General features: G+C 60.4%; 21 protein-coding genes. 17 read left to right on the forward strand and 4 right to left on the reverse strand.

Features of this window, described 5'->3' with window-relative positions; translation table 11 throughout:
• Positions 1 to 22 precede the first annotated feature (22 nt).
• Positions 23 to 781, reverse strand: a complete 759-nt coding sequence (locus CKALI_RS03265) for a TetR/AcrR family transcriptional regulator (protein ID WP_156191937.1) — start codon at positions 779 to 781, stop codon at positions 23 to 25.
• Between the two features lie 83 nt (positions 782 to 864).
• Between CKALI_RS03265 and CKALI_RS03270 the strand changes: the two genes are divergently transcribed.
• From CKALI_RS03270 to CKALI_RS03325, 12 genes are all read left to right on the forward strand, one after another.
• The gene (locus CKALI_RS03270) at positions 865 to 1800 is read left to right on the forward strand and encodes a sugar-binding transcriptional regulator (RefSeq protein WP_156191938.1); all 936 of its coding nucleotides are present in this window, start codon (positions 865 to 867) and stop codon (positions 1798 to 1800) included.
• Positions 1801 to 1899: 99 nt separating this feature from the next.
• Positions 1900 to 2619: a purine-nucleoside phosphorylase gene (gene deoD / locus CKALI_RS03275; protein ID WP_156191939.1), complete on the forward strand. Its 720-nt coding sequence runs from the start codon at positions 1900 to 1902 to the stop codon at positions 2617 to 2619.
• The gene (locus CKALI_RS03280; RefSeq protein ID WP_156191940.1) at positions 2616 to 3989 is read left to right on the forward strand and encodes an MFS transporter; all 1374 of its coding nucleotides are present in this window, start codon (positions 2616 to 2618) and stop codon (positions 3987 to 3989) included. The genes deoD and CKALI_RS03280 overlap by 4 nt, the downstream gene beginning before the upstream one ends.
• Positions 3979 to 4626, forward strand: a complete 648-nt coding sequence (gene deoC / locus CKALI_RS03285; protein WP_156191941.1) for a deoxyribose-phosphate aldolase — start codon at positions 3979 to 3981, stop codon at positions 4624 to 4626. Before CKALI_RS03280 ends, deoC begins: the two co-directional genes overlap by 11 nt.
• Positions 4623 to 6251 (forward strand): phospho-sugar mutase, encoded by a 1629-nt coding sequence (locus tag CKALI_RS03290; RefSeq protein ID WP_156191942.1) that lies wholly within the window; start codon positions 4623 to 4625, stop codon positions 6249 to 6251. Before deoC ends, CKALI_RS03290 begins: the two co-directional genes overlap by 4 nt.
• A 90-nt stretch (positions 6252 to 6341) precedes the next feature.
• On the forward strand, positions 6342 to 7574 hold the full coding sequence (locus CKALI_RS03295) for a glycosyltransferase (protein WP_156191943.1): 1233 nt from the start codon (positions 6342 to 6344) through the stop codon (positions 7572 to 7574).
• A gap of 32 nt (positions 7575 to 7606) precedes the next feature.
• A complete protein-coding gene (locus tag CKALI_RS03300) occupies positions 7607 to 7975 on the forward strand; it encodes a PH domain-containing protein (protein WP_156191944.1) in 369 nt (122 codons plus the stop codon).
• Positions 7976 to 8085: 110 nt separating this feature from the next.
• Positions 8086 to 9651: an ABC transporter substrate-binding protein gene (locus tag CKALI_RS03305; RefSeq protein ID WP_156191945.1), complete on the forward strand. Its 1566-nt coding sequence runs from the start codon at positions 8086 to 8088 to the stop codon at positions 9649 to 9651.
• Positions 9652 to 9683: 32 nt separating this feature from the next.
• Positions 9684 to 10634: an ABC transporter permease gene (locus CKALI_RS03310; protein WP_156191946.1), complete on the forward strand. Its 951-nt coding sequence runs from the start codon at positions 9684 to 9686 to the stop codon at positions 10632 to 10634.
• Positions 10627 to 11997 (forward strand): ABC transporter permease subunit, encoded by a 1371-nt coding sequence (locus CKALI_RS03315; protein WP_156191947.1) that lies wholly within the window; start codon positions 10627 to 10629, stop codon positions 11995 to 11997. The genes CKALI_RS03310 and CKALI_RS03315 overlap by 8 nt, the downstream gene beginning before the upstream one ends.
• A complete protein-coding gene (locus CKALI_RS03320; RefSeq protein ID WP_156191948.1) occupies positions 11990 to 12601 on the forward strand; it encodes an ABC transporter ATP-binding protein in 612 nt (203 codons plus the stop codon). Before CKALI_RS03315 ends, CKALI_RS03320 begins: the two co-directional genes overlap by 8 nt.
• Before the next feature lie 55 nt (positions 12602 to 12656).
• A complete protein-coding gene (locus CKALI_RS03325) occupies positions 12657 to 13148 on the forward strand; it encodes a hypothetical protein (protein ID WP_156191949.1) in 492 nt (163 codons plus the stop codon).
• On the opposite strand, the gene CKALI_RS03330 is transcribed toward CKALI_RS03325, so the two are convergent.
• Together CKALI_RS03330 and CKALI_RS03335 are read right to left on the reverse strand one after the other, a co-directional pair.
• Positions 13145 to 13846, reverse strand: a complete 702-nt coding sequence (locus CKALI_RS03330) for a hypothetical protein (protein ID WP_156191950.1) — start codon at positions 13844 to 13846, stop codon at positions 13145 to 13147. The two genes, CKALI_RS03325 and CKALI_RS03330, sit on opposite strands and share 4 nt — an antisense overlap.
• A gap of 13 nt (positions 13847 to 13859) precedes the next feature.
• Positions 13860 to 15107 carry a flavin-containing monooxygenase gene (locus tag CKALI_RS03335; RefSeq protein WP_156191951.1) on the reverse strand — a complete coding sequence of 416 codons (1248 nt, stop codon included), beginning with the start codon at positions 15105 to 15107 and terminating at the stop codon, positions 13860 to 13862.
• 209 nt (positions 15108 to 15316) lie between these two features.
• Between CKALI_RS03335 and CKALI_RS03340 the strand changes: the two genes are divergently transcribed.
• From CKALI_RS03340 to CKALI_RS03355, 4 genes are all read left to right on the forward strand, one after another.
• Positions 15317 to 15670, forward strand: coding sequence for a DUF2200 domain-containing protein (locus CKALI_RS03340; RefSeq protein WP_156191952.1), 354 nt, complete (start codon positions 15317 to 15319; stop codon positions 15668 to 15670).
• A gap of 220 nt (positions 15671 to 15890) precedes the next feature.
• Positions 15891 to 17489: an AbgT family transporter gene (locus tag CKALI_RS03345; RefSeq protein WP_156191953.1), complete on the forward strand. Its 1599-nt coding sequence runs from the start codon at positions 15891 to 15893 to the stop codon at positions 17487 to 17489.
• Between the two features lie 7 nt (positions 17490 to 17496).
• Positions 17497 to 18843, forward strand: a complete 1347-nt coding sequence (locus tag CKALI_RS03350) for a M20 family metallopeptidase (protein WP_156191954.1) — start codon at positions 17497 to 17499, stop codon at positions 18841 to 18843.
• Positions 18844 to 18853: 10 nt separating this feature from the next.
• Positions 18854 to 19633, forward strand: a complete 780-nt coding sequence (locus tag CKALI_RS03355) for an alpha/beta fold hydrolase (RefSeq protein WP_197079750.1) — start codon at positions 18854 to 18856, stop codon at positions 19631 to 19633.
• Here CKALI_RS03355 and CKALI_RS03360 read toward each other — a convergent pair.
• Positions 19614 to 21332, reverse strand: a complete 1719-nt coding sequence (locus tag CKALI_RS03360) for an FUSC family protein (protein ID WP_231580521.1) — start codon at positions 21330 to 21332, stop codon at positions 19614 to 19616. The two genes, CKALI_RS03355 and CKALI_RS03360, sit on opposite strands and share 20 nt — an antisense overlap.
• A 179-nt stretch (positions 21333 to 21511) precedes the next feature.
• Between CKALI_RS03360 and CKALI_RS03365 the strand changes: the two genes are divergently transcribed.
• On the forward strand, positions 21512 to 22852 hold the full coding sequence (locus CKALI_RS03365) for a YeeE/YedE thiosulfate transporter family protein (protein ID WP_156191957.1): 1341 nt from the start codon (positions 21512 to 21514) through the stop codon (positions 22850 to 22852).
• Positions 22853 to 22854: the final 2 nt, after the last annotated feature.

Here is a 22854-nt window from a genome sequence, read left to right on the forward strand (position 1 = left end):
CCAGATCGTGCCGCAGCCACCTCTACGGTAAAAGCCGACGGCCTTGGTGGGCAATAACTTCCACGGAGCTGCGGAACAATGCGGCGAGGCGCTCGGCATCAGTGCCGCGGGGAAGATCCTTGGCGGGCTCAGTGGAGACTGCGTCTACGAGTTCGAAAAATTCATACGGAGCGACGCTGAGAGACCGGCAGGTTTCCAGGGAATCATGAATCCCCGAAACTAGATGCTGCCCTAGCGCATCCGCCAAAAAGTCTTTGGCTGATGTGCTGAGATGGCGTAACGAACCCACCGTGCACAGGTGGGTGTAGCCGTGCATGCACGCGAAAATGGCAAAGGTGCGGGTCATCCGGAGCCATTCTGGAGCGTCCGGGGCAAATTGCTCGATAACTCTGGAGACTAAGGCCGCCACCGGGTTCGGATTGTCCGAGGTTGCGATGGGAGCCGCCGGTAACAGGCTGTACATAGCCCGGTAAAACTGCGTGTTCGACCGAGCGCACTTGGCATAGTCCATCACCAATTCCTTGACTGCACCCGCAAAATCTGGGGCAGTAGGGAAATCGATGTTCTGGGGCAAAGTGGCAGACAAATAGTCGCGAGTGGCATTGACCAATTCGTCAGCATTGGCAAAGCAATTTCTCGCCTCCGCTGAAGTAATGCCATAAGCATGGGCAATGTCATCCAACGTCAGCTCGGAGAAATTCGGGGTCGGAGCTAAGGCGATCGCCGAATTGATCAAGCGCTCCCGCACCCGGCACAGCCGATCCTCTGCCTGTTTTGCCATAGTTATGACCATATCTGCAAACCCCAGAAAAGGTCGGATTATGTGCACTGGGGGCCGTACGTGACGCGCCTATACTAGGGCTCATGTTGGATTCTCGGGACGCGCAGTCGATCGATGCTGCCAAGCTGTACTATCTGTCGGGACTCAGCCAAGCCGAGGTTGCCACCGAACTGGGTGTTTCCCGCCCCACTGTCTCCAAACTTCTCCAACATGCGCGCGACATGGGCTTCGTGGTGATCAGTTTGCATGATCCGAGGGAGGGCGCGGACGAGGTCGTCGATAAGCTCAAGGCCAGGTTCGGTCTGGTCGATGCGCGGGTGGTGCGCCCGGTTACGGGCGATGCGGCGGGATTGCTCGCCGATCTGGGGGCGGCGGGGGCGTCGTTGCTGGAGGAGCTGGTGCGCGACGATATGAAAGTGGGTATTTCCTGGGGGAATACCATGTTTTCCGTGGCCGAGCACTTGCGCACGCGGAACCTCAGTGGGGTGCAGGTTATTCAGCTCAAGGGCGGGCACTCGCATTCGGAACGCAACACCAAGGATGTGGAGACTCTCACCCGGTTTGCCCGCGCGTTTAACGCGGACATGCACATGCTCCCGTTGCCTGTGATCTTGGACAGTGTGGAGGCGAAGCAGCTGGTGGAAGCGGATCGTCACATTGCCGGGATCATGCGCGCCGGGGCGAGCGCCGACATCGCGGTGTTCACGGCGGGCGATGTCCATCGGGAAAGCCTGCTGCTCAACCTCGGGGTGCTCAGTGGGGCGGAGACACAATCGCTGCTGGATTCGGCGGTGGGGGACGTGTGCTCCCGGTTCTACGATGCGTCCGGCAACACCGCCGATGCGCTTATCGACGCCCGAACCGTCGGAATCTCAGTGGCGGACCTCCGCGCCCGGCCGATTCGCGTTCTTGTGGCCGGCGGGCTGGAAAAGGCGACTGCTATTAAGGTGGCGCTTGAGATGGGTATGGCCACGCATTTGGTGATTGATCACGCCACGGCGGAGCGGATTGTGGGCTAACCCACTTTCGTTGAACATTTGTAAAACATGTCATTGTCAAATGTTCTGGGGCGCGGTAGGGTGGGGCTTAGTTGATCCCTATCGATTTGGAGGCATCCAATGTCCACCATCAATACCCCGCACATCAATCCCAATGGTGCGCCGATCGCTAAGACCGTGCTGATGCCGGGAGACCCGCTGCGCGCCAAGTTCATCGCGGAGACCTACCTGGACAACGTGGTCCAGTTCAATGAGGTCCGCAACATGCTCGGTTTTACCGGAACCTATCAAGGGCACGAAGTGTCCGTCATGGGTTCTGGCATGGGCATCCCATCCATCGGCATCTACGCTTCCGAGTTGGTGAAGTTCTTCGAGGTGGAGCGCATCATCCGCATCGGTTCTTGTGGGTCCCTGCAAAAGCACGTGAACCTGTACGACATCATCTTCGCGATGGCCGCTTCTACTGACTCCAACTTCATGGACCAGTACAACATTCCAGGTACGTGGGCCCCGACAGCTTCGTGGAAGCTACTCAAGGCTGCCATCGACCAGGCAGAAGCCAAGGGCGCCCGCTACCACGTGGGCAACATCTTGTCCTCCGACATCTTCTACCACGACGATGACACCGCCAACGCACGCTGGTCTCGCATGGGTGTGCTCGGCGTCGAAATGGAATCGGCTGCCCTCTACGCCATCGCTGCCCGCCACGGTATCGACGCCCTCGGCTTGTTCACCGCCTCCGACAACATCATCACCGGCGAAAAGACCACCGCAGCTGAGCGCCAGACTGCGTTCACCGCCATGATGGAGATCGCTCTTCCACTGGCAGGCCTCGAATGAAAACCCAGGTCAACCCCAAGGCGGCTGTCCCCGTCCTCCTGTTCTCCTTCGTCTTCTGCCTGATCGTTGACAACGGCTTTAAGACGATGACCGGCCCCATCGCATCGGGCCTGGGCATCTCGGACAACACCGCCAGCCTCCAGGCATCTCTGGCCGGCGTGATCATCGGCATCGGCGCCGTGTTCTACGCCGCCCTCGCAGACTCCATTTCCATCCGCAAGCTCATGCTGACGGGCATCGCCCTGATCACGGTGGGTTCCATCATCGGCTTCTTTGGCTCCAGCGTGTGGGCCTTGGTCCTGGCTGGTCGACTCATCCAAACCGCTGGACTTGCCGCCGCGGAAACGCTGTACGTTATTTACGTCACCAAGCATCTGTCGGAAAAAGACCAGAAAACCTACTTGGGTTTTTCCACCGCAGCTTTCCAAATGGGCTTGCTGGTCGGCGCGCTGACCTCTGGCTACATCGCCACCTATATCTCCTGGACTGCCATGTTCCTCGTGCCACTGGTGCTGCTCCTGGCTGCGCCAGTAATTCACAAAATGGTGCCGGAAGATGAAGCAGTAGAAGGCCACCTCGATGTGTTCGGCCTGCTGCTCATCGCCGTATTCGCGGCCAGCCTGACCATGTACATGCAGGCGTTCAACTGGCTGTGGCTGATCCCTACTGTGTTGGGTGTGGCACTGTTTGCCTGGCACGTTGCCTCCCACCGGGGCGCTGTCGTGGCACCGGAATTCTTCCGCAACGGACGCTACGTCTGGGCACTGGTGCTGGTTCTCATCATCTACTCCACGCAGCTCGGTTTCATTTTCCTCCTGCCGTTCGCAGGTTCCACGTTGCACGGCCTGTCCCAAGACAAGTCCGCACTGCTCATGGTTCCGGGTTATGTCTGCGCCGTTCTGGTGGGTATCTTTTCGGGTCTGATCGGCAAGGTGCTGTCCTCCCGCGCCGCCATCTTCACCGCCCTCGGCATGATCATCTCCGCGCTGATTATTTCTGCCGTGTTTATCGAGTCTCACGTAGGGGTTCTGATCCTGGCCATCGTCCTCTTCGCCTCCGGTTTCGCGCTCATGTACGCCCCGCTGGTTAAGACAGCGCTGCAAAACATCACCCCGGCCAAGTCCGGTATTGCCATTGGCTTCTACAACCTGACCATCAACATTGCGATCCCGCTGGGCATCGCCTATTCCGCAAAGTTGCAGGACATGGGCGTGACCTGGTTCGCGGGCCTGTCCGGCGCATCCACCTCGGACGGCCAGCTCTACGCCACCGTCCTGTGGTTCCTCGCCTTCGTCGGCATCGCCGGCGCCATCATCTACTTCTTCGCCGACCGCTACCTGCTCACCAAGGAGACCTCCTATGTCCGATAAGACCACTGTTGCCCGCATGATCGACCACACCCTGCTCAAGCCAGAGGCCACTGCCGCTGATGTAGCTGAACTGGTCTCCGAAGCCGCGCGCCTTGGCACCTATTCTGTCTGCATTTCGCCTTCCCAGCTACCGGTATCCGTACCAGAAGGGCTGCACATAGCCACCGTGGTCGGCTTCCCATCCGGCGCTGTGCACCCGTCGGTAAAGGCTTTCGAAGCTGCTCAAGCGGTTCGCGACGGCGCCGAAGAGATCGACATGGTCATCAACATCGCCCTGGCCAAGGATGGTCGCTGGTCTGAGCTGGAGGCCGAGATCGCTGAGGTCCGCGCCGCGGTCCCCGGGGTGCTGAAGGTCATCATCGAATCCGCAGCGCTTAACGACGACCAAATCATCGAATCCTGTCGCGCCGCCGAAGCGTCTGGAGCCGACTTCGTCAAGACCTCCACCGGCTTCCACCCAGCAGGTGGGGCATCGGTGCACGCCGTGTCCCTCATGGCGCAGACCGTCGGCGGTCGTCTCGGCGTCAAGGCTTCTGGTGGTATCCGCACTGCCGAAGCAGCGCAGGAGATGATCAAGGCTGGTGCCACCAGGTTGGGCCTGTCTGCATCGGCAGCGATCTTGGGGGAGCTTTCATGACTGTTCTCGAGGTAGCTCGGCAATGGGCAGAGCATGATCCGAGTGCTGCCGACCGGGAGTACGTTCTCGGGCTAGTGGAAGCTGGCGATACCGCTGCGTTGGAGCCGCTTTTCCAAGGGCCGCTATCCTTTGGCACCGCTGGTTTGCGGGCCGAGGTCGGGCCAGGAGAGTCCCGTCTGAATGTTGCTGTGATTACCCGCGTGACCTGGGGATTGGTGACGTGGCTGCGCCGACAGATCGACGCGGATCCCGTGGTCGTTATCGGCTGCGATGCCCGCCACGGCTCCGCAGAATTCCAAAAGGCAGCCGCCGGAGTCGTTTCCGCACTGGGTGGTCGTGCCCTCGTGCTGCCAGCGCAGAACCCGACGCCGCTCACCGCGTTTTCGGTAAAGAAGTACGGTGCCGACGCCGGCATCATGGTCACCGCATCGCACAACCCGCCTGCAGACAACGGCTACAAGGTCTACCTCGGTGGCCGGGTAGCTACCGGCGCGGCGGAAGGCGTGCAGCTGGTCTCTCCGGCAGATGCAGAAATCGCTGCCTGCTTTGCTGAAGCGCCCTTTGCCGATGAAATCGAGCTGTCTACCACTGGAATTGAACAGGTTGACCCGCGTGCCGACTACAACGCCCGCGCTGCAGAACTGGCAGGCCCGGATCGATCGCTCACTGTTGCTCTAACCGCCATGCACGGCGTGGGCGGCGCACTCGGTTCTTCGATATTGAGCTCGCTTGGTTTCACGGTGTCGATGGTCCCCGAGCAGGCCGAACCCGACCCAGACTTTCCCACCGTCTCCTTCCCGAACCCGGAGGAAAAGGGTGCGCTGGACCTAGCCAAGGCACACGCTACGTCGATTAACGCTGACATCATCATCGCCTATGACCCGGATGCCGACCGCTGCGCGGTGGCGGCGCCTATCGACGGCGGCTGGCAGCAACTTTCCGGCGACGAGCTCGGCGCATTGCTCGGCTCTTATATCGCTTCTCGTGGCGCGACGGGTTCCTTCGCCAACTCGATTGTGTCCTCCCGGCTGCTATCTCAGATTGCTGCTGCTCATGGCCTCGCACACTCCGCCACGCTCACTGGATTTAAATGGATTGCACGCACCCCAGCGCTCGCCTTCGGATACGAAGAAGCCATCGGTTACTGCTGCGACCCGGAGTTCGTTGCCGACAAGGACGGCATTACTGCCTCCGTGCTGGTGGCCAGCATGGCCGCATCGCTCAAGGCATCCGGTCGTACCTTGTGGGACGAGCTTGATGAGCTAGCCCGCGTTCATGGCTTGTACATGACTGCGCCACTGACCTTCCGGGTGGCCGACCTATCGCTCATCTCGTCGGGAATGGCCGCGCTCAGGGCTCATCCACCGGCATCTTTGGCAGGTTCTGAAGTAGTTGAGTTTCTTGATATGGCCAAGGGGGAGCACCCAAGCGGTGTGACCGAAGGCCTGTACTTCCGCACCGCAGCAAATGATCGGGTGATCGTCCGACCTTCCGGCACCGAACCGAAACTGAAGTGCTACCTGGAAGTGGTGTTGCCAGTGGGCGAAGCGGAGGTACCGCGAGCCGAGGCACGAACACGGCTCGATCGCATTGCCGCTGAGCTCAAGGATGTGCTGGGGATGTAGGTCCTGGGAATGAGGAAAACTGGCCGATGACCGTCGGCAAGCGCCTGCTCCAACAGGACGGGAACCCGAAGGCGTACTAGATTCGAAGCAATGAAGGTTGCCCAGTTCGTTGACAATTACGGTCCCGCGCGTAATGGCCTGCTCGTGGCTGTGCAGCAGCTCGAAGGAGATTTGCTGGCGCGCGGTCACGAGGTGGTCGTGGTTGCGCCCCAGTCCAAGGGGCCGAATCCGCACAAGGAGAACCCGAGCAGGGAAGAAATCCGGCTGCCGTCGGTGTTCGTTCCGAAGATGCCGGTCCGGGTGGCATCGGGGCGGGGTTTTAAGAAGATGATCAAGAAGCTGGCGAAGAACCGGCCCGATGTCATTCACGTGCATGGCTTCGGGCCAATCGGCGTGCTTGGGCTCTGGGCAGCCATCCGCCTGGACATTCCGCTCCTGGTCACGTGGCACACTGACTTCGACGCTTACGCCGAGCATTACCCAGCGGTGTTGCCCCTGCTCAGGGGCGTGGTCCGCCTCTTTGCGCGCATGAATAACTCCGAAGTCTACGCAGCCCATGACATCCGGCAGGCCCGTCTCGAACTCGGCGAAAACGCCTCCTTGCTCGGCCTCATGCGCAAAATGCTCACCGAAGCCGACCTGGTTACCGCGCCATCGCCCAAAACCGTGAATCGCGCCCTCATGCTTGCCCCGACGGCGACGGTCCGCTGCCTCCCCAATGGCGTCGACCCGCTCCCAGTCGGCGAGCAGCCCATCGAATGCGGGGACGGTCCGCTGATCATGTACGCCGGGCGCATCGCCCCCGAAAAGGGTTTCGTCCTGCTTCTCGACGCCTTCGAGCTCGTCACCGAAATCCGTCCCGACGCCCAGCTCCTCATCGTCGGCAACTGGGAACAAAACCCCAAGCTCGCACGTCGCATCACCCGCATGCGCGAACGGCACAACCTACTTCTGCCCGGCGAAAAGCCACGGGCGGAACTGGGCTCCTACTACGCGATGGCTGACCTTTTCGCCTTTCCCTCGCAAACCGACACCCAAGCACTCGTGCTCCACGAAGCGGCGCTGGCGGGGCTTCCCATCGTCGCAGTCGACAGCGAACTTGATCTGGTGATTGAGCCGGGAGTCAACGGCGAGTTCGCCAACCCGAGCCCAATCTCCTTCGCAGCGGTGATTCTTCGCATGATCGACAGCCTGGAGAACCCGGCGTGGCGGGAGCGGGCAGCTACCCGCTCCCGGGAACTGGCCGGACAGTGGACAGTGCAGTCCCAAGCGGAGGAAATGATCGGGCTGTATAAGCACCTCGCGGACAAACCACAAGGCTAGCGAGGCAAAGCTTCTTCGGTTATCTTCCAGGCATGGAACCTCATTACCTGGCCCACCTGACCCTGCAGCGTACGATCGACATCCCGCAAGAGATCGCAGACATGATGGCGGTAGGGGAGCAGCCGATGGCTGCCTTTGCCACGCTGCGCGATACCGCCGTGTTTACCAACAAGCGCCTGATACTGCGGGACGTGCAGGGCATGACTGGTCGCAAGACCGAGGCGTACTCGATTCCATTCAAGGCGGTTGATCTGTGGTCGACCGAGAAGGCGGGGACGATGGATGTCAACGCCGAGAGCGAGATGTGGACCCGTTTTGGACGCATCAAGATTCAAGTTGGTCGGGGTGTGGATGTTCGCGCGTTGGATCAGTTGATCGCTAATTGCGTGCTGAACGGCTAGCCTCCGTGTGATCCTGCTCGCCTTTGCTTTGCTTGGGGCGCAGGTCACCCATTCATGCATGATCAAATATTCAATTGAGTGTTTGAAAATGCAGTTCAGCTGGGGTACACATGGAAGATATGAAAGCCTCGTTGGTCATCCTTGCCCTCGTTGGTCTGACACTCGCCTCGTGCGGGGATCCCGGCGCTTTGGCGGCGGAGGATGCCTATCCCACCAGGCTGGTGCTCTCCGATGATCACCCCGGCTCTGGTTTTCACCCCGCCACTGGCTACGGCCAGACCGGGGTCAGCCCGATTTACGATGGGCTCCTTCGCCCCGAACCCGGCGAGCAAGGGCGGCTGCCACACTTCGCCCCGGCGCTCGCTGCGCAGCTGCCTACCCACAACGCCGACGCCACGGAGTGGACCGTTCAGCTGAAAAAAGATATTCAGTTCACTGACGGCACCGCACTGGACTCGTCGGACGTGGTGGCGAGCTATCGCACCGCACAGGATATTTCTGCTGGCTCGGAAGTCGCTAGTTCTTATGAAGCAATCACCAGCATCGAGGCACCAGACGCGCACACCGTCGTTTTCCGCTTAGCGTTCCCACTGAGTGAATTTTCCGACCGACTGACCTACCCGATCACCCCTTCAGAAAAGCAAGGCCTGGTGGAGCTCAACGCCGACCCCGTCGGCACCGGCGCGTACAAGTTCTCCGAGCGTCGCGGCGACGACACCATCTTTACCGCGAACCCGAAGTACTGGGGTGGGGAAGTACCGATCAAAGAGTTGGTCATCACCGCCACGGGAGATGACTCGGCGCGCGCCCAACGCGTCATCAATGGTGACTTTCACGGCGCGGTGATCCCGTCGTTGCACGCCACGAAATACCTGGACAATGCGAAGGTGCGGGTGGACGTCGCAAAGGGCGCAGATTGGCGAGCCATCTCCCTCCCCGCCACGAAAGAGCTACGCGACCCCCGCGTGCGTTGCGCGCTCAACATCGGCACAAACCGGCAGGCGCTTATCGACGGCCCCTTCGCCGGCTACGGATCCGCTGCCGCCACCCCCATCCCCGACTTCTATGGGGCGGCGCACAATCCCGAGGCGACGTTCGAATTCGACGCCAACAAGGCAAACGCGCTGCTCGATGAGGCAGGCCTGCACCGCGGCGCCGACGGCACCCGTTTCTCCCTTGAGCTGTACTACCCGGGGCAGGATTCGGGCCGCCGTGATCTGGCCGTGCAATTCGCCGCTCAAATGCGAGAACTCGGCATCTCGGTAGAGCCCAAAGCTGGCACCTGGGACGACATCACTCCGCGGATGACTGAAATTGCGGTCGTGTTGGGCGGGGGCGAGATGCCTTACGACGTCAGCATGTCTGCCTACAATCAGCTGCACACGCGCACCTTAACCACGAGCCCCTATGACAACCCTGGCAACTACGGTTCGCCGGAACTCGATGCTCTGGTGGACAGCGCGCGCGGCCAGGTCGATGTCACGACTCGGGACAGCCTGTGGCGTGCTGCGCAGGAAAAATACGTCGCTAACCCATCGCTGATCATGGTGGGAACGGTGGATCACGTGTACCTTTCTCGCCCCAATTCCTGGGTGAAGCCGGATCTCATGCTCGAGCCGCATATCCATGGCGCGACGTGGGGACCATGGTGGAACCTCGCGGAGTGGAAGCGGTGACATCGCGCCCCAATCTGGCTGGCCTGGGGCGAATGATAGCTCTGCGACTGTTGGCGATTGCCGCAACCGTGTTCGGCGTGACCTTTGCCATCTTCGGGCTGAGCGCCGCATCGCCCCTCGATCCCTTGGCGTACCAGCTCGGCGCGCGATACGGACAGTACACCGAAGCCGAACGTGCCGAGCTGGCCGTTTCGCTCGGGCTGGATCGGCCGTGGTGGCAGCAGTTTTTGAACTGGTGGTCGGCCGTGTTCCAAGGGGATCTCGGCTATTCCCGTATCTATCGCAAACCGGTTGCGGACGTCGTCGCGGAACGGTTGCCGTGGACGGCGCTGCTCTCCGGGTTCGGGCTCGCTTTGATGCTGGTGGCGGTGGTGGCGCTCGCGCTGTGGGCGGCGCGAAAACCTCGTGGACTAATTGCCCGCGGGATGGATGGATTCGGCGTGCTGCTGGCAGCCACGCCCTCCTTCGTCTACGCGCTTGGCGTCATCGCGGTCTTCGGAGTGGCGCTGCACGCCATTCCGCTGGGAGGCGCTGCCCCGCCTGGTGTGGCACCGACGCTAGCCGGGGTTGGGCCGTACGTGGTCGCGCCGGGGATGGTGCTTGCGCTGTCTTTGGCATCCTGGCCACTGTTGGCAACGGTCGAAGCAACCAGAGAGGCTGCCAGTTCTCCGGCGGTGCTCAGCGCGCGCTTGCGGGGTGTGCCCGAATCGCAGGTGGTGTTGCGCCACGTGCTGCCGGTTTCGTTGCTGCCCCTGGTGACCGTGGTGGGCGCGCGGCTCGGTGAGCTCGTGGTCGGGGCGGTGATTGTGGAGTCGGTATTTTCCTGGCCAGGTCTTGCCCAGGCGACCGTGGAAGCGGCCGTGGCTACCGATTTTCCCTTGTTGGCCTTTGTCACCGCGGCCACCACCGTATTGGTGATGCTCGGTTCACTGTTGTCCGACATCGCCTATCTCTTGCTGGATCCGCGGGTGAGCGATGTCTAGGTGGATCTTCGGGGTGCTCATCGGCTATGCGCTATTGGTTCCTTTGTTCTTCGCCGACGGCGCAGCCTCCTTCGCCACCGCGCTACAACCACCGAGCGCTCAGCATGTGTTCGGCACCGATCACTTCGGCTACGACCTATTTATCCGCACCGCCGAGTCGCTGCGGGCATCGCTGCTGGTGGGCGCGTTCTCTGCGGCCATTGCTGCGTTCATCGGCGCTGCCCTCGGACTGGTGTCTGCCACTGTCGGCGGCCTGATGGACCGCATCCTCATGCGCCTGAGCGACGCCGTCGGCGCCATCCCACACTTGATTCTGTCCGTGGTCATCGTGGCGTTGTTCAAGGGTTCGCTGACGGCATTAGTGCTGGCCATTGCTCTAACGCACTGGACCACCGTGGCGCGAGTCGTGCGCTCGGCCGTCCTGGCGGCGCGGACCTCGGCCTACGTGGAAGCTGCCTACGGGGCAGGAGCCAGCCACTGGTGGGTGCTGCGCCACCACCTTGCACCCGCGGCCGCGGGACAAATCGTTATCGCCCTGGCGATGATCGCTCCGCATGCCATCTGGCACGAGTCGGCGCTGTCTTTCCTCGGCCTTGGCATGCAACCCGATGACCCCTCGCTGGGCACCCTACTTGATCTCGCGCGGGCGGATATCACCCAGGGTGCCTGGTGGACACTGGTGTTCCCCGGGCTCGCGCTGCTGGCCACCACCTTGGCCGGAGTCAGCCTCATCCCACGAAAGCGTGCAGCCGAGCCGCCGGAGCACATTCCTACCGGCACAGGCGCACTGAAAGCAGAGAATCTCACCATCAAGGTGGGGGAACAAGTACTGCTCGACCGTGTCTCCTTGCGCGTCGAGCCTGGCACCATCCACTTGCTCATCGGAGACTCCGGGGCAGGCAAGACGACCCTGGCCAAGGCTCTGCTCGGCATCATTCCAGCAGGTGCGTCGATGAGCGGTCGGGTATCGCGCCCGGCTGCCGTCGGATTTCTGCCCCAAGCGTTCACCCCGGTGCGACGGATTGGGCCGCAACTGGCTGAAGTGTGCGGGAAGGACAACGTTGCAGCGCTGCTGGATCGGGTACGGCTGGAACCGGGCGTCGCAAAGCTGTTCCCGCACCAGCTTTCGGGCGGGATGGTGCAGCGTGCCGGCCTGGCTGGGGCGCTGGCGAACAACCCGGCTTACCTCATCGCGGACGAACCAACGAGCGCGCTGGATCCTGAGCTGCGTTCGGCGTTGCTGGCGACACTTCGCGAGCTCGCTGATTCCGGGATTGGTGTCCTCCTCGTCAGCCACGACGTTGCGGCGGCGACCGCCATCGCAGACCAAGTGACGGTGCTGGAGAAGGTGCGACATGGCTAGGGGGCTCGTCGCGGAATCAATCAGCGTGCCGCACGCACGGCTTTCAGAAGTCTCGGTGCAGCTCGCGCAGGGGGAGCTTTTAGGCCTCGTCGGCCCCTCCGGCGTCGGCAAAACCACCCTCGCGCGGGTGCTCAGTGGCGCCATCCGGCCCGATTCGGGACGCGTGCTTATCGACGGCCAACCTCTTTCCTACGCTCGCAGCCACCGGCGCACCGACATCGCGCTCATCGGGCAGGACCCGCGTGCAGCCTGCAACCCCCGGTGGTCGCTGGAGCGCATCATTACAGAGCCGCAGCGGATCGCGGGTGCTGACGTGGATGCTGTTTCTTGCGCCGAGCGGGCGTTGCTCCCGATTGAGCTGTTGGGAAGAAAGCCGGACGAGGTGAGCGACGGGCAATTGCAACGGGCGTGTATCGCGCGGGCGCTGGCGCAACGGCCCCGCTACTTGCTGTGTGATGAGCCGACGTCAGCGCTAGATCCGGCGAAGAAGAAGCGGATCGCCGCAGTGTTGCGGGATATCGCCGACAGTGGGGTAGGAGTGCTGTTCATCTCGCATGAGCATGCTCTAGTGGATTCGGTAGCTGACCGGGTGGTTGCGCTTTAGCGAACCTGTTCGAAGTGGCGGGATTCGTGTCCAGTAGTGACGCTAACTTACAGACATGACCACGCTTAGTTTGATTGATTGCACCGACTCCGCCGACCTAGACACCGTCATCCACCGGGAGTTGGCAGTGAATTTTCTGCCTGCTGATTGGGCGCAGTTCATCCGCAAGCTTCCCTTTTCGGACAATATGCTCGAATTCCTGATGTACGTCATCTTCGAATTCGGATTCGTTAGCGGTTCTGAGATCTCGATGGCAGGATTCGAACGGTGCGTGTTGCTGGGCTATAGCCCCGAGGAAGCGGAGGCGTTGGCGGGCGATCACCTCCGCCTCCACGCGCTGCGGGAAGGCATGATCGCGGTAGCCGAAGAGCTGGCCCTCATTTACCGATGCAATGGGCGGTGGCTGTCAACGCCGTTCGCTCAAGAGCTGTGGGATCTCCCGCATGAAGAAGTCCGTGGGCGCGTTGCCACCCTGCTGTACGCGCTGTACGTAGAAAATGACCTGCTTGATCAGGTCGAGGACAACACTGGCGAGACGTTGTCCTAGTCCCAGGAGCCGAGCGAGACCATGAGTTTCCACGCGCCCCACAACCACTGACCCGGGGCCGTCTCTAGGGAAGCCGGGAGTGCAAAAGTGACTGGTAGGTTTTCCGAGACTGTGCCAATGTAGGTGGTTGCCCCGTTCAATTCGTTGGTGCGTTCTTCAAGTTCCGGCGCGGTGACACCCATGGTCACGTATGGGGTGAGATCCTGCTGCTCGACGCTGCCCTCCGCCAAGGCGAACAGGTCGGGCGCAGAGATAAATGAGGCGCCGAATGGCACCGGGCCGGAGTACCCGTCTTCAGACGAGAAACTGGTGACATCTACTGCGATGGCTGAGAAGCGGGCTTCCTTAACCCCGGCGGTTTCTCCGATCTCGAAGCGGAACGGATCTTCTACGCCGGCAACCAACCGGTGGGTGAGTGCTAGTTGGTCATCGAATACGTCGACAAGGGCGACAAAAGGCGTCACCAGCGTGATGTTGGCAATCCGGGGAGCCGCCTCCGAACGCAGCGCCGGCCACAGTTCAACCGCATCGCCTTTTTCGGCGACGAGCACCCGAGCACCGCTGGATTCGGTGAAACAACCGAGGGTGTCGAGTCCCGGGGCCGTACGAACTGCGGGGACATCGCGTCGAGCAATATTCCGAGCTAACTTGTGCTGGTCCGGGATGTGTAGGCCGATCGCCTCGAATTCCTCAATCATGGCACCAGGCTACCTATGTTCGGTACGAGTGGTAGAACTGCTTCGAAGCGATCGAGTTCACCACGAACTGGGCGTCGTGCCAGCAGCCGTAGATGAAACTGGAGGCGCGTCGGCTCTGCCACGGCAGTCCGACGAAGTAAATGCCATGCGCTGCGCCGATGCCACGGTGGTGCAATGGGTTGCCTTCCGGAGAGACAGCGCCCTCCACCTGAAGCCAGTCGTATTTGCGTGCGAAGCCCGTAGCCCAAATGATGGTGGTGACGCCTTCAGCTGCGAAGTCCAAGGTGCGAGGCGGGTTAGTGATCGCTTCCGGATCCTCCGCGATGATGTGTGCCTCTGGCTCCTCGGGGAGATCCAGGTTGTTCAGTGCGGCGTACTGGTCGGCCTCGCGCAACAGCTCCAGGTAGCGACGATCGCCTTCGTGCAGGTTGCGGGCAAGATCGTCCGCAAAGTGCATGACACCGTCGGCGAAAGACTGGGCCTTACCCACCAGGTGCACTCCGCGGTGAGACAATTCGCGGAAATCGACCGTCAGCCCACCCTTGGCGCCGGACATGGCCATGGCAACAGGCTTGCCACCCTCTTCGAATTCCGGGGCGTCCCAGCGATGCAAAGCTCCCATCCACCAGATGATGTCGCGATCTCGGTAGCGTCGTGGCGGGCGGTCGTGGTCTCCGACAGCTAGGTAAACGTTGCGACCGGCGTCGCGAAGCTCGTCCGCAATCTGCACCCCGGATGAGCCGGAACCGACCACCAGCACGCCACCCTCGGGCAGGTCGGCGGGGTTGCGGTAGCTGTCTGAGTGGATCTGGTTGATACCCGAAGCATCCGGTACGACGGAGGGAATCACGGGAACCTGGAAGGCGCCGGTGGCAGCGATGACGTAGTCACATTCGAAGTCGCCTGCAGTGGTGGCGACGTAAAAACCCGGGCGATGTGCATTGCGGGTGACGGATAGGACTTCAACGCCTTCCCGGAAATCGCCACCGTGCGCGCGGGCGTAGGTCTCGAGGTAATCGGCGACACCGTCCTTCGGGACGAAGTCGTCGTCGGCCACCCCGTGAGTTTGTAGTGGAAAACGGTCGTGCCATGCTGGGCCATTGGTGACCAATGAATCCCACCGCCCGCTGCGCCACTGCTCCGCCAAGCGATTCTTTTCCAACACCACGTGGCTGATGTTTTTCGCGGTGAGGTGCTCGCTCGCGGCGATTCCAGACTGTCCGCCACCAACAACGACGACGTCTACTTTTTCCACTGACATATGGCTCCTTCTAAGGGTCTTAGAGGTGTTCCTTTCGGGTACCCGCTTTCAGGCATTCACCGTTTCTATCAGTTCGCTACCCAGTTTGCATATTTTGCAAACAGTATTTGTGAGCCAGCTTACATGAACTGTACTGGGGCGGAAACTGGAGAAGATATCGTTTGCGAAGCTATCCGGGCTGCTTTTGGGGCCGGGATATGCTGGGTCGCATGAACCATGAAAAAGCCTTCGCCATGCCGTTTGCGGACATCTATCCGCTCTACCTGAAGAAAGTTGAACGGAAAGGAAAAACCAAGGCTGAGCTGGATGAAGTCCTGTGCTGGCTCACCGGCTACGACCAGGCGGGCCTGGACGCGGCGGCGACCAGTTCGATGAGTTTGCAGGAGCTTTTCGACGCCATCCCCGGCCTCAACCCAGCCGCGTCCCGCATCACGGGAGTTATTTGTGGCTATCGGGTAGAGGAGATCGAGGATTCACTGATGCAGAAGATTCGATACATGGACAAAGTGGTGGATGAACTGGCGCGCGGGAAGAAGATGGAGAGTATTAAGCGCTCGATTTAGGCCGCTGGCTCCGGGTTTGCGTTGAGGGGCGATCCCTGGTTTGAGGTCCAACTGTTTGTGAGGTTCATCGTGGGCTGAACTGCTGGGGCTGGCGCTTTGGACTTGGTCTCAAATCGGTTTCAAATCGTGCTTTTGTCGGAATCGTCGCCTGAAATTTAATAGTGTGGTGGATCACATATGGGAATGTGAAGTCTATTAGGGAACAGGACTGGCAAGAAGTATGACGAACACGGCTGTGCAGAGAAAGTCCGCCACTTCTCGCTGGGATAAAATCCTCGGCACGATCGAGGTAGTGGGAAACAAGCTTCCGGAACCATTTACGCTGTTCCTCATCCTATTTTTGATCACCGGTGTCGCTTCCACAATCATGCACTTGATGGGTGTCAGCGTCCTGGTGCCAGGCAAAGACGAGCTGCGGATCAATGGACTGTTTACCGCTACAGGCATGACCTGGCTGACTACTAACCTGGGGCAGAACTACATTGGTTTTCCTCCGCTGCTTACCGTGCTGCCGATCTTGCTCGCAGTGGGCGTGGCTGAGCGTTCGGGCATGCTTAGCGCGTTGGTGCGTAAGCTCTTTGCCTCCGCAAAAAGATGGACTCTGCCCTATGCAGTAGGTGTGGTAGGTGTTTCCGCGTCTGTCATGGCTGACTCGGCATGGGTGGTTGTGCCTCCACTGGCTGCTATGGTGTTCAAGGCGGCTGGGCGTCATCCGGTGGCCGGTCTGCTTGGCGGATTTGCCTCAGTAGGCGCGGGTTACTCCACTTCTTTCTTTCCAACCAGCCTGGATGCACTTTTTGCTGGAATTACCAACGCTGTAATGACCACACTGCCGGGCACTGCGGCCACCGAAGTGAACCCGGTGTCGAACTTTTACTTCAACTTCTTCTCCGCCTTGATCCTGGGTGTGTTGGCTGGTGCCATCACGGATAAGGTCCTCGAGCCACGCATGGTGCGCCTCGGCGTTCCTACCGAAGAAGCTGTGAGTGAAGACGATGCGCAGGACCGCGGGGATCGTGACGAAAGTGGCAATGAGCTTTCCCCTCAGCTCACGCCAAAAGAACTCAAAGCGCTATGGGCATCCCTCGGAGCAGCGGTGGTGCTGTCCGTGGTGATCCTCGCCTCAGTGCTGGTTCCTGCGTCTCCGTGGCGTAACGACGCCGGTTCCTTCCTGCCAAAGTCTCCTTTGCTGGATTCAATCGTCTTCATTGTCTTCGCTTACTTCATGGTGATGGGGGTGGTGTACGGCGCAGTCCTCCGCACGATTAAGGGAATGCCAGACTTAGTGAAGATGATGGGGCTGGCCATGAAGGATATGGTTGACTTCCTGGTGCTTGCGTTCATCCTCGGCCAGTTCGTAGCCCTGTTTTCTTGGACAGGCATCGGCACTTACACGGCAGTAAAAGGTGCGGCTCTGCTTGAATCGATGCACTTGACGGGCTTCGGGGCGATCCTCGCGTTCATCGTCCTCGCCTCCTGTCTCAACTTGCTTATTATTTCCGGTTCCGCAATGTGGACGCTAATGGCTGCGGTGTTCGTGCCGATGTTCGCACTGCTCGGCTACGAGCCGGCGTTTGTACAAGCAGCCTTCCGTGTTGGAGATTCCGCGACTCAGGTGATGACCCCGCTGAATCCATACATGATTGTGGTGCTCGGCCTATTGCGTCGCTATGAGCCGGAGGCGGGTCTGGGAACCCTGATGTCTCGACTGATTCCGTTCGTGGTTCCTTTCTGGATTGCCTGGGTTCTGATCTTGTTCGGTTGGTACGCTCTCGACCTGCCACTGGGTCCAGGTGCCGACATCATGATGCAGAAGTAGGTGCGTAATGTGTCGTAATCTCACCCCGTCCACTGCATACCTTGACCACATCAGTAACCAAGTAGCTTCGGATATCGCGGCTGTCCCTTCGATCCCGACCCACGCGGATGACTACTCAGACCAGGAGCGATTGTGGTCCATAGTGGCCCAGCAAGCGGAGGACGTGCACGACGAACTGGTCGACCTGTCACTGGATCTACACGCGCATCCAGAAGTCGCTTTCGAAGAGCATCGTTCGGCAGCAGAAATTGCGAAGCTACTCGAACGCCATGATTTCGGCGTTCAACGTGGCATCGGTGGCGTAGAGACGGCGCTGTACACGGAGGCGATGTCGGAGAATTTTGACCCTGAGCAGCATCCCACCATCGCAGTCCTCAGCGAATATGATGCGCTGCCAGGTATTGGTCATGCCTGCGGGCACAATGTCATCGCAGCGTGCGGTATTGGCGGTTTCCTCGCTGCTGCGGTGGCGCTCGAAGAATCCGGTTTGCCAGGTCGAGTAGCTTTCATCGGCACGCCAGCGGAAGAAGGTCACTCCGGCAAGGAGTATTTGATCCGCGCCGGTGTCTTCGACAGCGTAGATGCGGCCATCATGATCCACCCGTTTTCCTACGACATCGGAAGCCACGTTTGGGTCGGGCGGCGTAATCTGTCTGTCACTTTCCATGGTGTTTCTGCGCATGCGTCCTCCGAGCCGTTTATGGGGAGAAACGCACTCGACGCTGCAACGCTGGCGTACCAAGGGCTAGGTTTGTTGCGTCAGCAGATGCCACATTCAGATCGTCTGCATGCCATCATCAGCGAGGGCGGGGAGCGGGCTTCGATCATTCCCGACACTGCGACTATGAGTATCTACGTTCGCTCGTTGCATACCGACACGATGTTGGATCTATCGCAACGCGTGGACGACATCATTGATGGGGCCGCTCTCATGGCGGGTGTAAAGGTGACTAAGAACTGGGACGTGCACCCTGCGACGCTGCCCGTTCGCAACAACGAAACACTGGTGAGGCGCTGGCAGCGCACCCAAGCACGCCGAGGCCGAACCCCGTTGCCCTCCGGAGTCATCCCGGATACTTTGGCCGCATCTACCGACTTCGGGAATGTGTCCCAAGTTGTGCCAGGTATGCACCCGATGGTGAAGATCGCCCCCGTAGGTGTTGCCCTGCACACTCCAGGAATGGAGCAGGCAGCAGCGTCGGAGGCGGCGGCGACTGCAATCCTTGACTCATCGATCGGTCTGGGACAGGTTGCTATCGATGCACTTGCTGAGCCCGAATTGCTCGAGGAAGCGCGTCAGGAGTTTAAAGCGCGAGGTGCAGTGGTTCGTTCCGCGGATCTATTTGGCGAATAAGCTTGTGGGCATGCCTAAACTGCGCGCCCTCGATTTCTTCAATGCTGCTTTCGCGCGTCGGTATTTCGATTCTGATCCATCGGGCAGCTGCGATGACGTGGTTGTGCTCCTACACGGAACGTTCGGTTCCACGGCCTCCCACTTCGGTCTCATCTTCCCGGAGCTTGCCCGGGATCGGCGGGTCATCGGGCTCGATCTGCAGGTGGAGACGGACCTACAGCTCAGTGGTCTTACCGACCAAGTCGAGGCACTCATTGGTGGGCTGGGTCTACGGACACCTCACATCATCGGGTACTCGCTTGGCGCAGTGGTGGCAGCCGCCTATGCGGGTGAACACCCAAACTCCGTCGGACAGCTGGTGCTGTTGGGCGGCTGGGCGCGCACCGATGCGCACCAAAAGTTGCGAAGTGACCTGTGGTTCCGGCTCCGGGATAGCGATGAAGCGGCATTGCGGGAGTTTATTGCGCTCAGCGTGTTCGGGCCAGAGTTTCTGGCTGGGATGACCCCGGCGCAGCTAGCGACCACCAAAAATAGTGTTCGGCTGACCGACGCGGGGGATGCCCAGATGCGATTGAACCGGGACATCGATATCCGCGACCTCGCACAGTCCATCACCGCGGAGACCCTCGTGTTGTCCTGCGCGCAAGACGCCATGGTTCCGCCACACCATCAGCGCGAACTGAGTCAGTTGATCGAGGACTCGCACGTGGAATTCTTACCAGGAGGCCACGGGATTGTCTTCGAAAACCCGGACGCCGTGGTCGCTGCGATTAACGAGTTTCTGGACTAACAACCTCGTTGCATTCACGAACGAGGGTCGCCAGGCTTTCAACTTCAGGCATCGACAGTTGTCGGTCCGCGCTGTGGGTGCAGTAGTCCAGCAGTTCGTAGCCAGCGACTTGGATCCTCAAGTGGCGGTCCCACCTTTCGGCGGCGACGGGGCGATGGTTAGCTGCGAGGGACTGGATGGTGCCACGTTCGCCGAGGAGTTCGTGTTGCAGGTCGCGTCGAAAAGCCAAGGCTTGCGCTGGAGTTTTAAAGGTCAGGGCGCCGAGGAGATTGCCCATTGCGCTGAAGCAACGCTCGGTTAGTTCCTTGTGGCGCTTTTGATCAGCGCCACGCAGGACGTACCACAACGCAAGCACTGCAAAGATGGTCGCGATAGTGGTTTCTGCGATACGCGAGACCACCACCGGGCCGAGCTCGCCATGGGTGGCGCCGCCCATGAGGAGGGCAAGCGGGGTGGTGAAGATGACCGTGATGGCGTAATTGCGAACCACAAAGATCTCAGCGAAGAACTGCGTCATTGCCAGGAAGAGCAGCAAGCCGAGGGGGTTGGGATCGAGCCAGTGAATGAGAGCGAAAAGACCGATGCCGATGATCGAACCGATCAGGCGGTGCACGCCGCGAATCGTGCCAGCTACAACATCCGGGCCCATCTGCAGCATCATGACGGCGGACACGATTGCCCAGTCCGGACGGTCGAAGCCCAATGCAATGCCCACCACTGATGCGATTAGGGAGGCGGTGAGAATCCGGACGGTGGTCACCGTAGCGTGGCTGTGCCACGACATCGAACGGTACAGCCGGAAACGCACCGAGGGGCGCGTATGCGGGATGGTCAGGCGGGTGGTGTCCACATAGGTCGGGTTGTCGCCCGCGGTCGCTCCGGTGAGCTGGCCCCGGGAAACCTTCACCAACTCCTGCTGGGCGGCGAGGGTGCGATTGACGAGCTCGGATCGGGAGGGATCGATGATTCGACCGCCTCGGATTACTTGGGCGTCGGCAAGCGCAAACCATGCGTTGGCCAGAGCGGACTCTGCCTGGTGGCGCCGCCCGACACTCACCCCACCGTGCTCCTTGAGCGCGACGATCGCACTTTCCAGTACGTTGACGGCATCCAGCTCCGGCTTTTGGCGGTTGTATAGGGCTGGCGCCATGCCAATCAGTAGACCGCTCAGTGCGCCAAGGCTCGACCACATAGAAACTTCCCATGGTTCTACGCCCAGGCGTGGAGTCATGGTTGAAGCGGAGCTCACCATCACAATAAAGAACGGCCCTGGCGGTGGCAGGCGCAGCGCATTTGAAGCGAATAGCAGTACGCCCGCGATGGCGCAGGAGAAGATGACCGTCAGTAACAACCACCAGTGTGTATCGCCGGCATTGATGTGTCCCCACACAGTTTGGCCGACCAGCGCGCCGGTTCCAGTGCCGAAAATGATCAGTGTCGCCGCTATCAGCAGGACGCGAATGCGGGTGCGGAACGGATGTCCCTCACCGTAAATAACGGTGCAAGAACCTGCGGTGATCAGCACAACCTCGTGATCCAGGCCGAGTAGTAAGGCGATGGAACCTGGGATGAGCATGGCGAGGGCTGCGCGTAACGCGCCGGGCCAGCGCGGACCGGGGGTGTTGAAGGCTGTGAGCAGTTGCCAGGGATTCGGGGCGGGTGGAAGTTGTTCCGTCCCATCCGGCTGATTGTTGCTCACACATATTCCTTCCCAGTCGAAAATCCGGCGTTCCTCATTTAACCCTGTTCTCAGATTGGTTGCGACTCGGAGGTTGTCTCATGTCAATAAATAGACAGATATGTCTACCTGTACTAGACAATAGGGTTCTAATGGGTCTATGTTTGTTAGACAACTTAGTTTTAGTGGAAGGAAGTTCAATGATCGTGACCGGATTACTCATGGGCGTCGTCCTCGGCGCTGTGATGCAACGTGGCAGGTTCTGTGTCACGGGCATGCTGCGAGACATCTTTACTCTGAGGTCCTGGCGTAGCATTGTCGCACTATTCGTCGTCATCTCGATCCACGCGGTGGGTATTGCTGGCTTAACGACGGCCGGGGTCATCTCACCAAAGGTCGATGACTTCGCTCCGCTCGCCGTCATCGCTGGCAGCCTGCTCTTTGGTCTCGGAATCGTGCTGGCCGGTGGTTGCGCCTCTGGTACCTGGTACCGCTCGGGCGAGGGCCTGGTTGGCTCATGGCTAGCGCTTATCTTTTATGGCGTCAGCGCCGCTGCGATGAAACGGGGTGCTCTGAAGCCTGTCAATGACTTCCTGGGCGAGCGCACAGTAAACATGCGCACCATTCCCGAAACGCTCGGTGTCTCTTCCTGGTGGTTTGCCCTGGGTCTGGCAGCGTTTACGGTATACGCCGTCAACTTCTTCCTGCAGTGTGACGCACTGCGCGGCCCTAAAGCCACGCTGAACGAACCAGTATGGCGGCGTCCGCTGCACCTTTACACCGCGGGCGCCCTGATTGGCATCCTTGGTGTCATTGCGTGGCCACTGTCTGCTGCGGCTGGACGCAACTCGGGTCTGGGCATCACGACGCCGACTGCTGACGTGTTTTCCTATGCAGCCACCGGCAATCTGAAGTTCCTCAACTGGGGTACGTTGCTGGTCGTCGGCATTCTGCTCGGCTCTTACCTGGCTGCTAAGGCCACGGGCGAATTCCGCGTGCGACTCCCGGATGCCGTTCAAGCGCAGCGCTCAGTCATCGGCGGCGTAATGATGGGCGTTGGCGCCTCGTGGGCCGGGGGATGCACCGTGGGCAACGGCATGGTTCAGACCAGCCTGTTCAGTTACCAGGGCTGGGTCGCACTGCTGTTCACCGCAGTCGGTGTGGGCATCGCTGCCAAGCTGTGGCTCAAGCCGACTCAGGAAGTTGCTGCCCAGCCACAGCAGGTAGCCGAGGAAACGAGCTTTCATTCATTCGCAGTATCCCCGGTCGCCCTCAAGGTCCGTACCGAAGCGAAGCAGGGCCTGCGCCAGATCGCAGAGCAGACCTACGCACTCGATACTCTGGGCGCGGTGTGCCCATTCCCACTGGTTGATGCCCGTGCAGCCATGGCCAACCTCGAACCGGGTGACCGCTTAGTCATCGATTTCGACTGCACGCAGGCCACCGAAACCATCCCACAGTGGGCCGCCGACGAAGGCTACCAAGTCACCGAGTTCCGTCGTGCAGGCAATGCCGGCTGGCAAATTACGGTACAAAAGTAGGC

Source organism: Corynebacterium kalinowskii (genome assembly GCF_009734385.1).
GTDB lineage: Bacteria > Actinomycetota > Actinomycetes > Mycobacteriales > Mycobacteriaceae > Corynebacterium > Corynebacterium kalinowskii.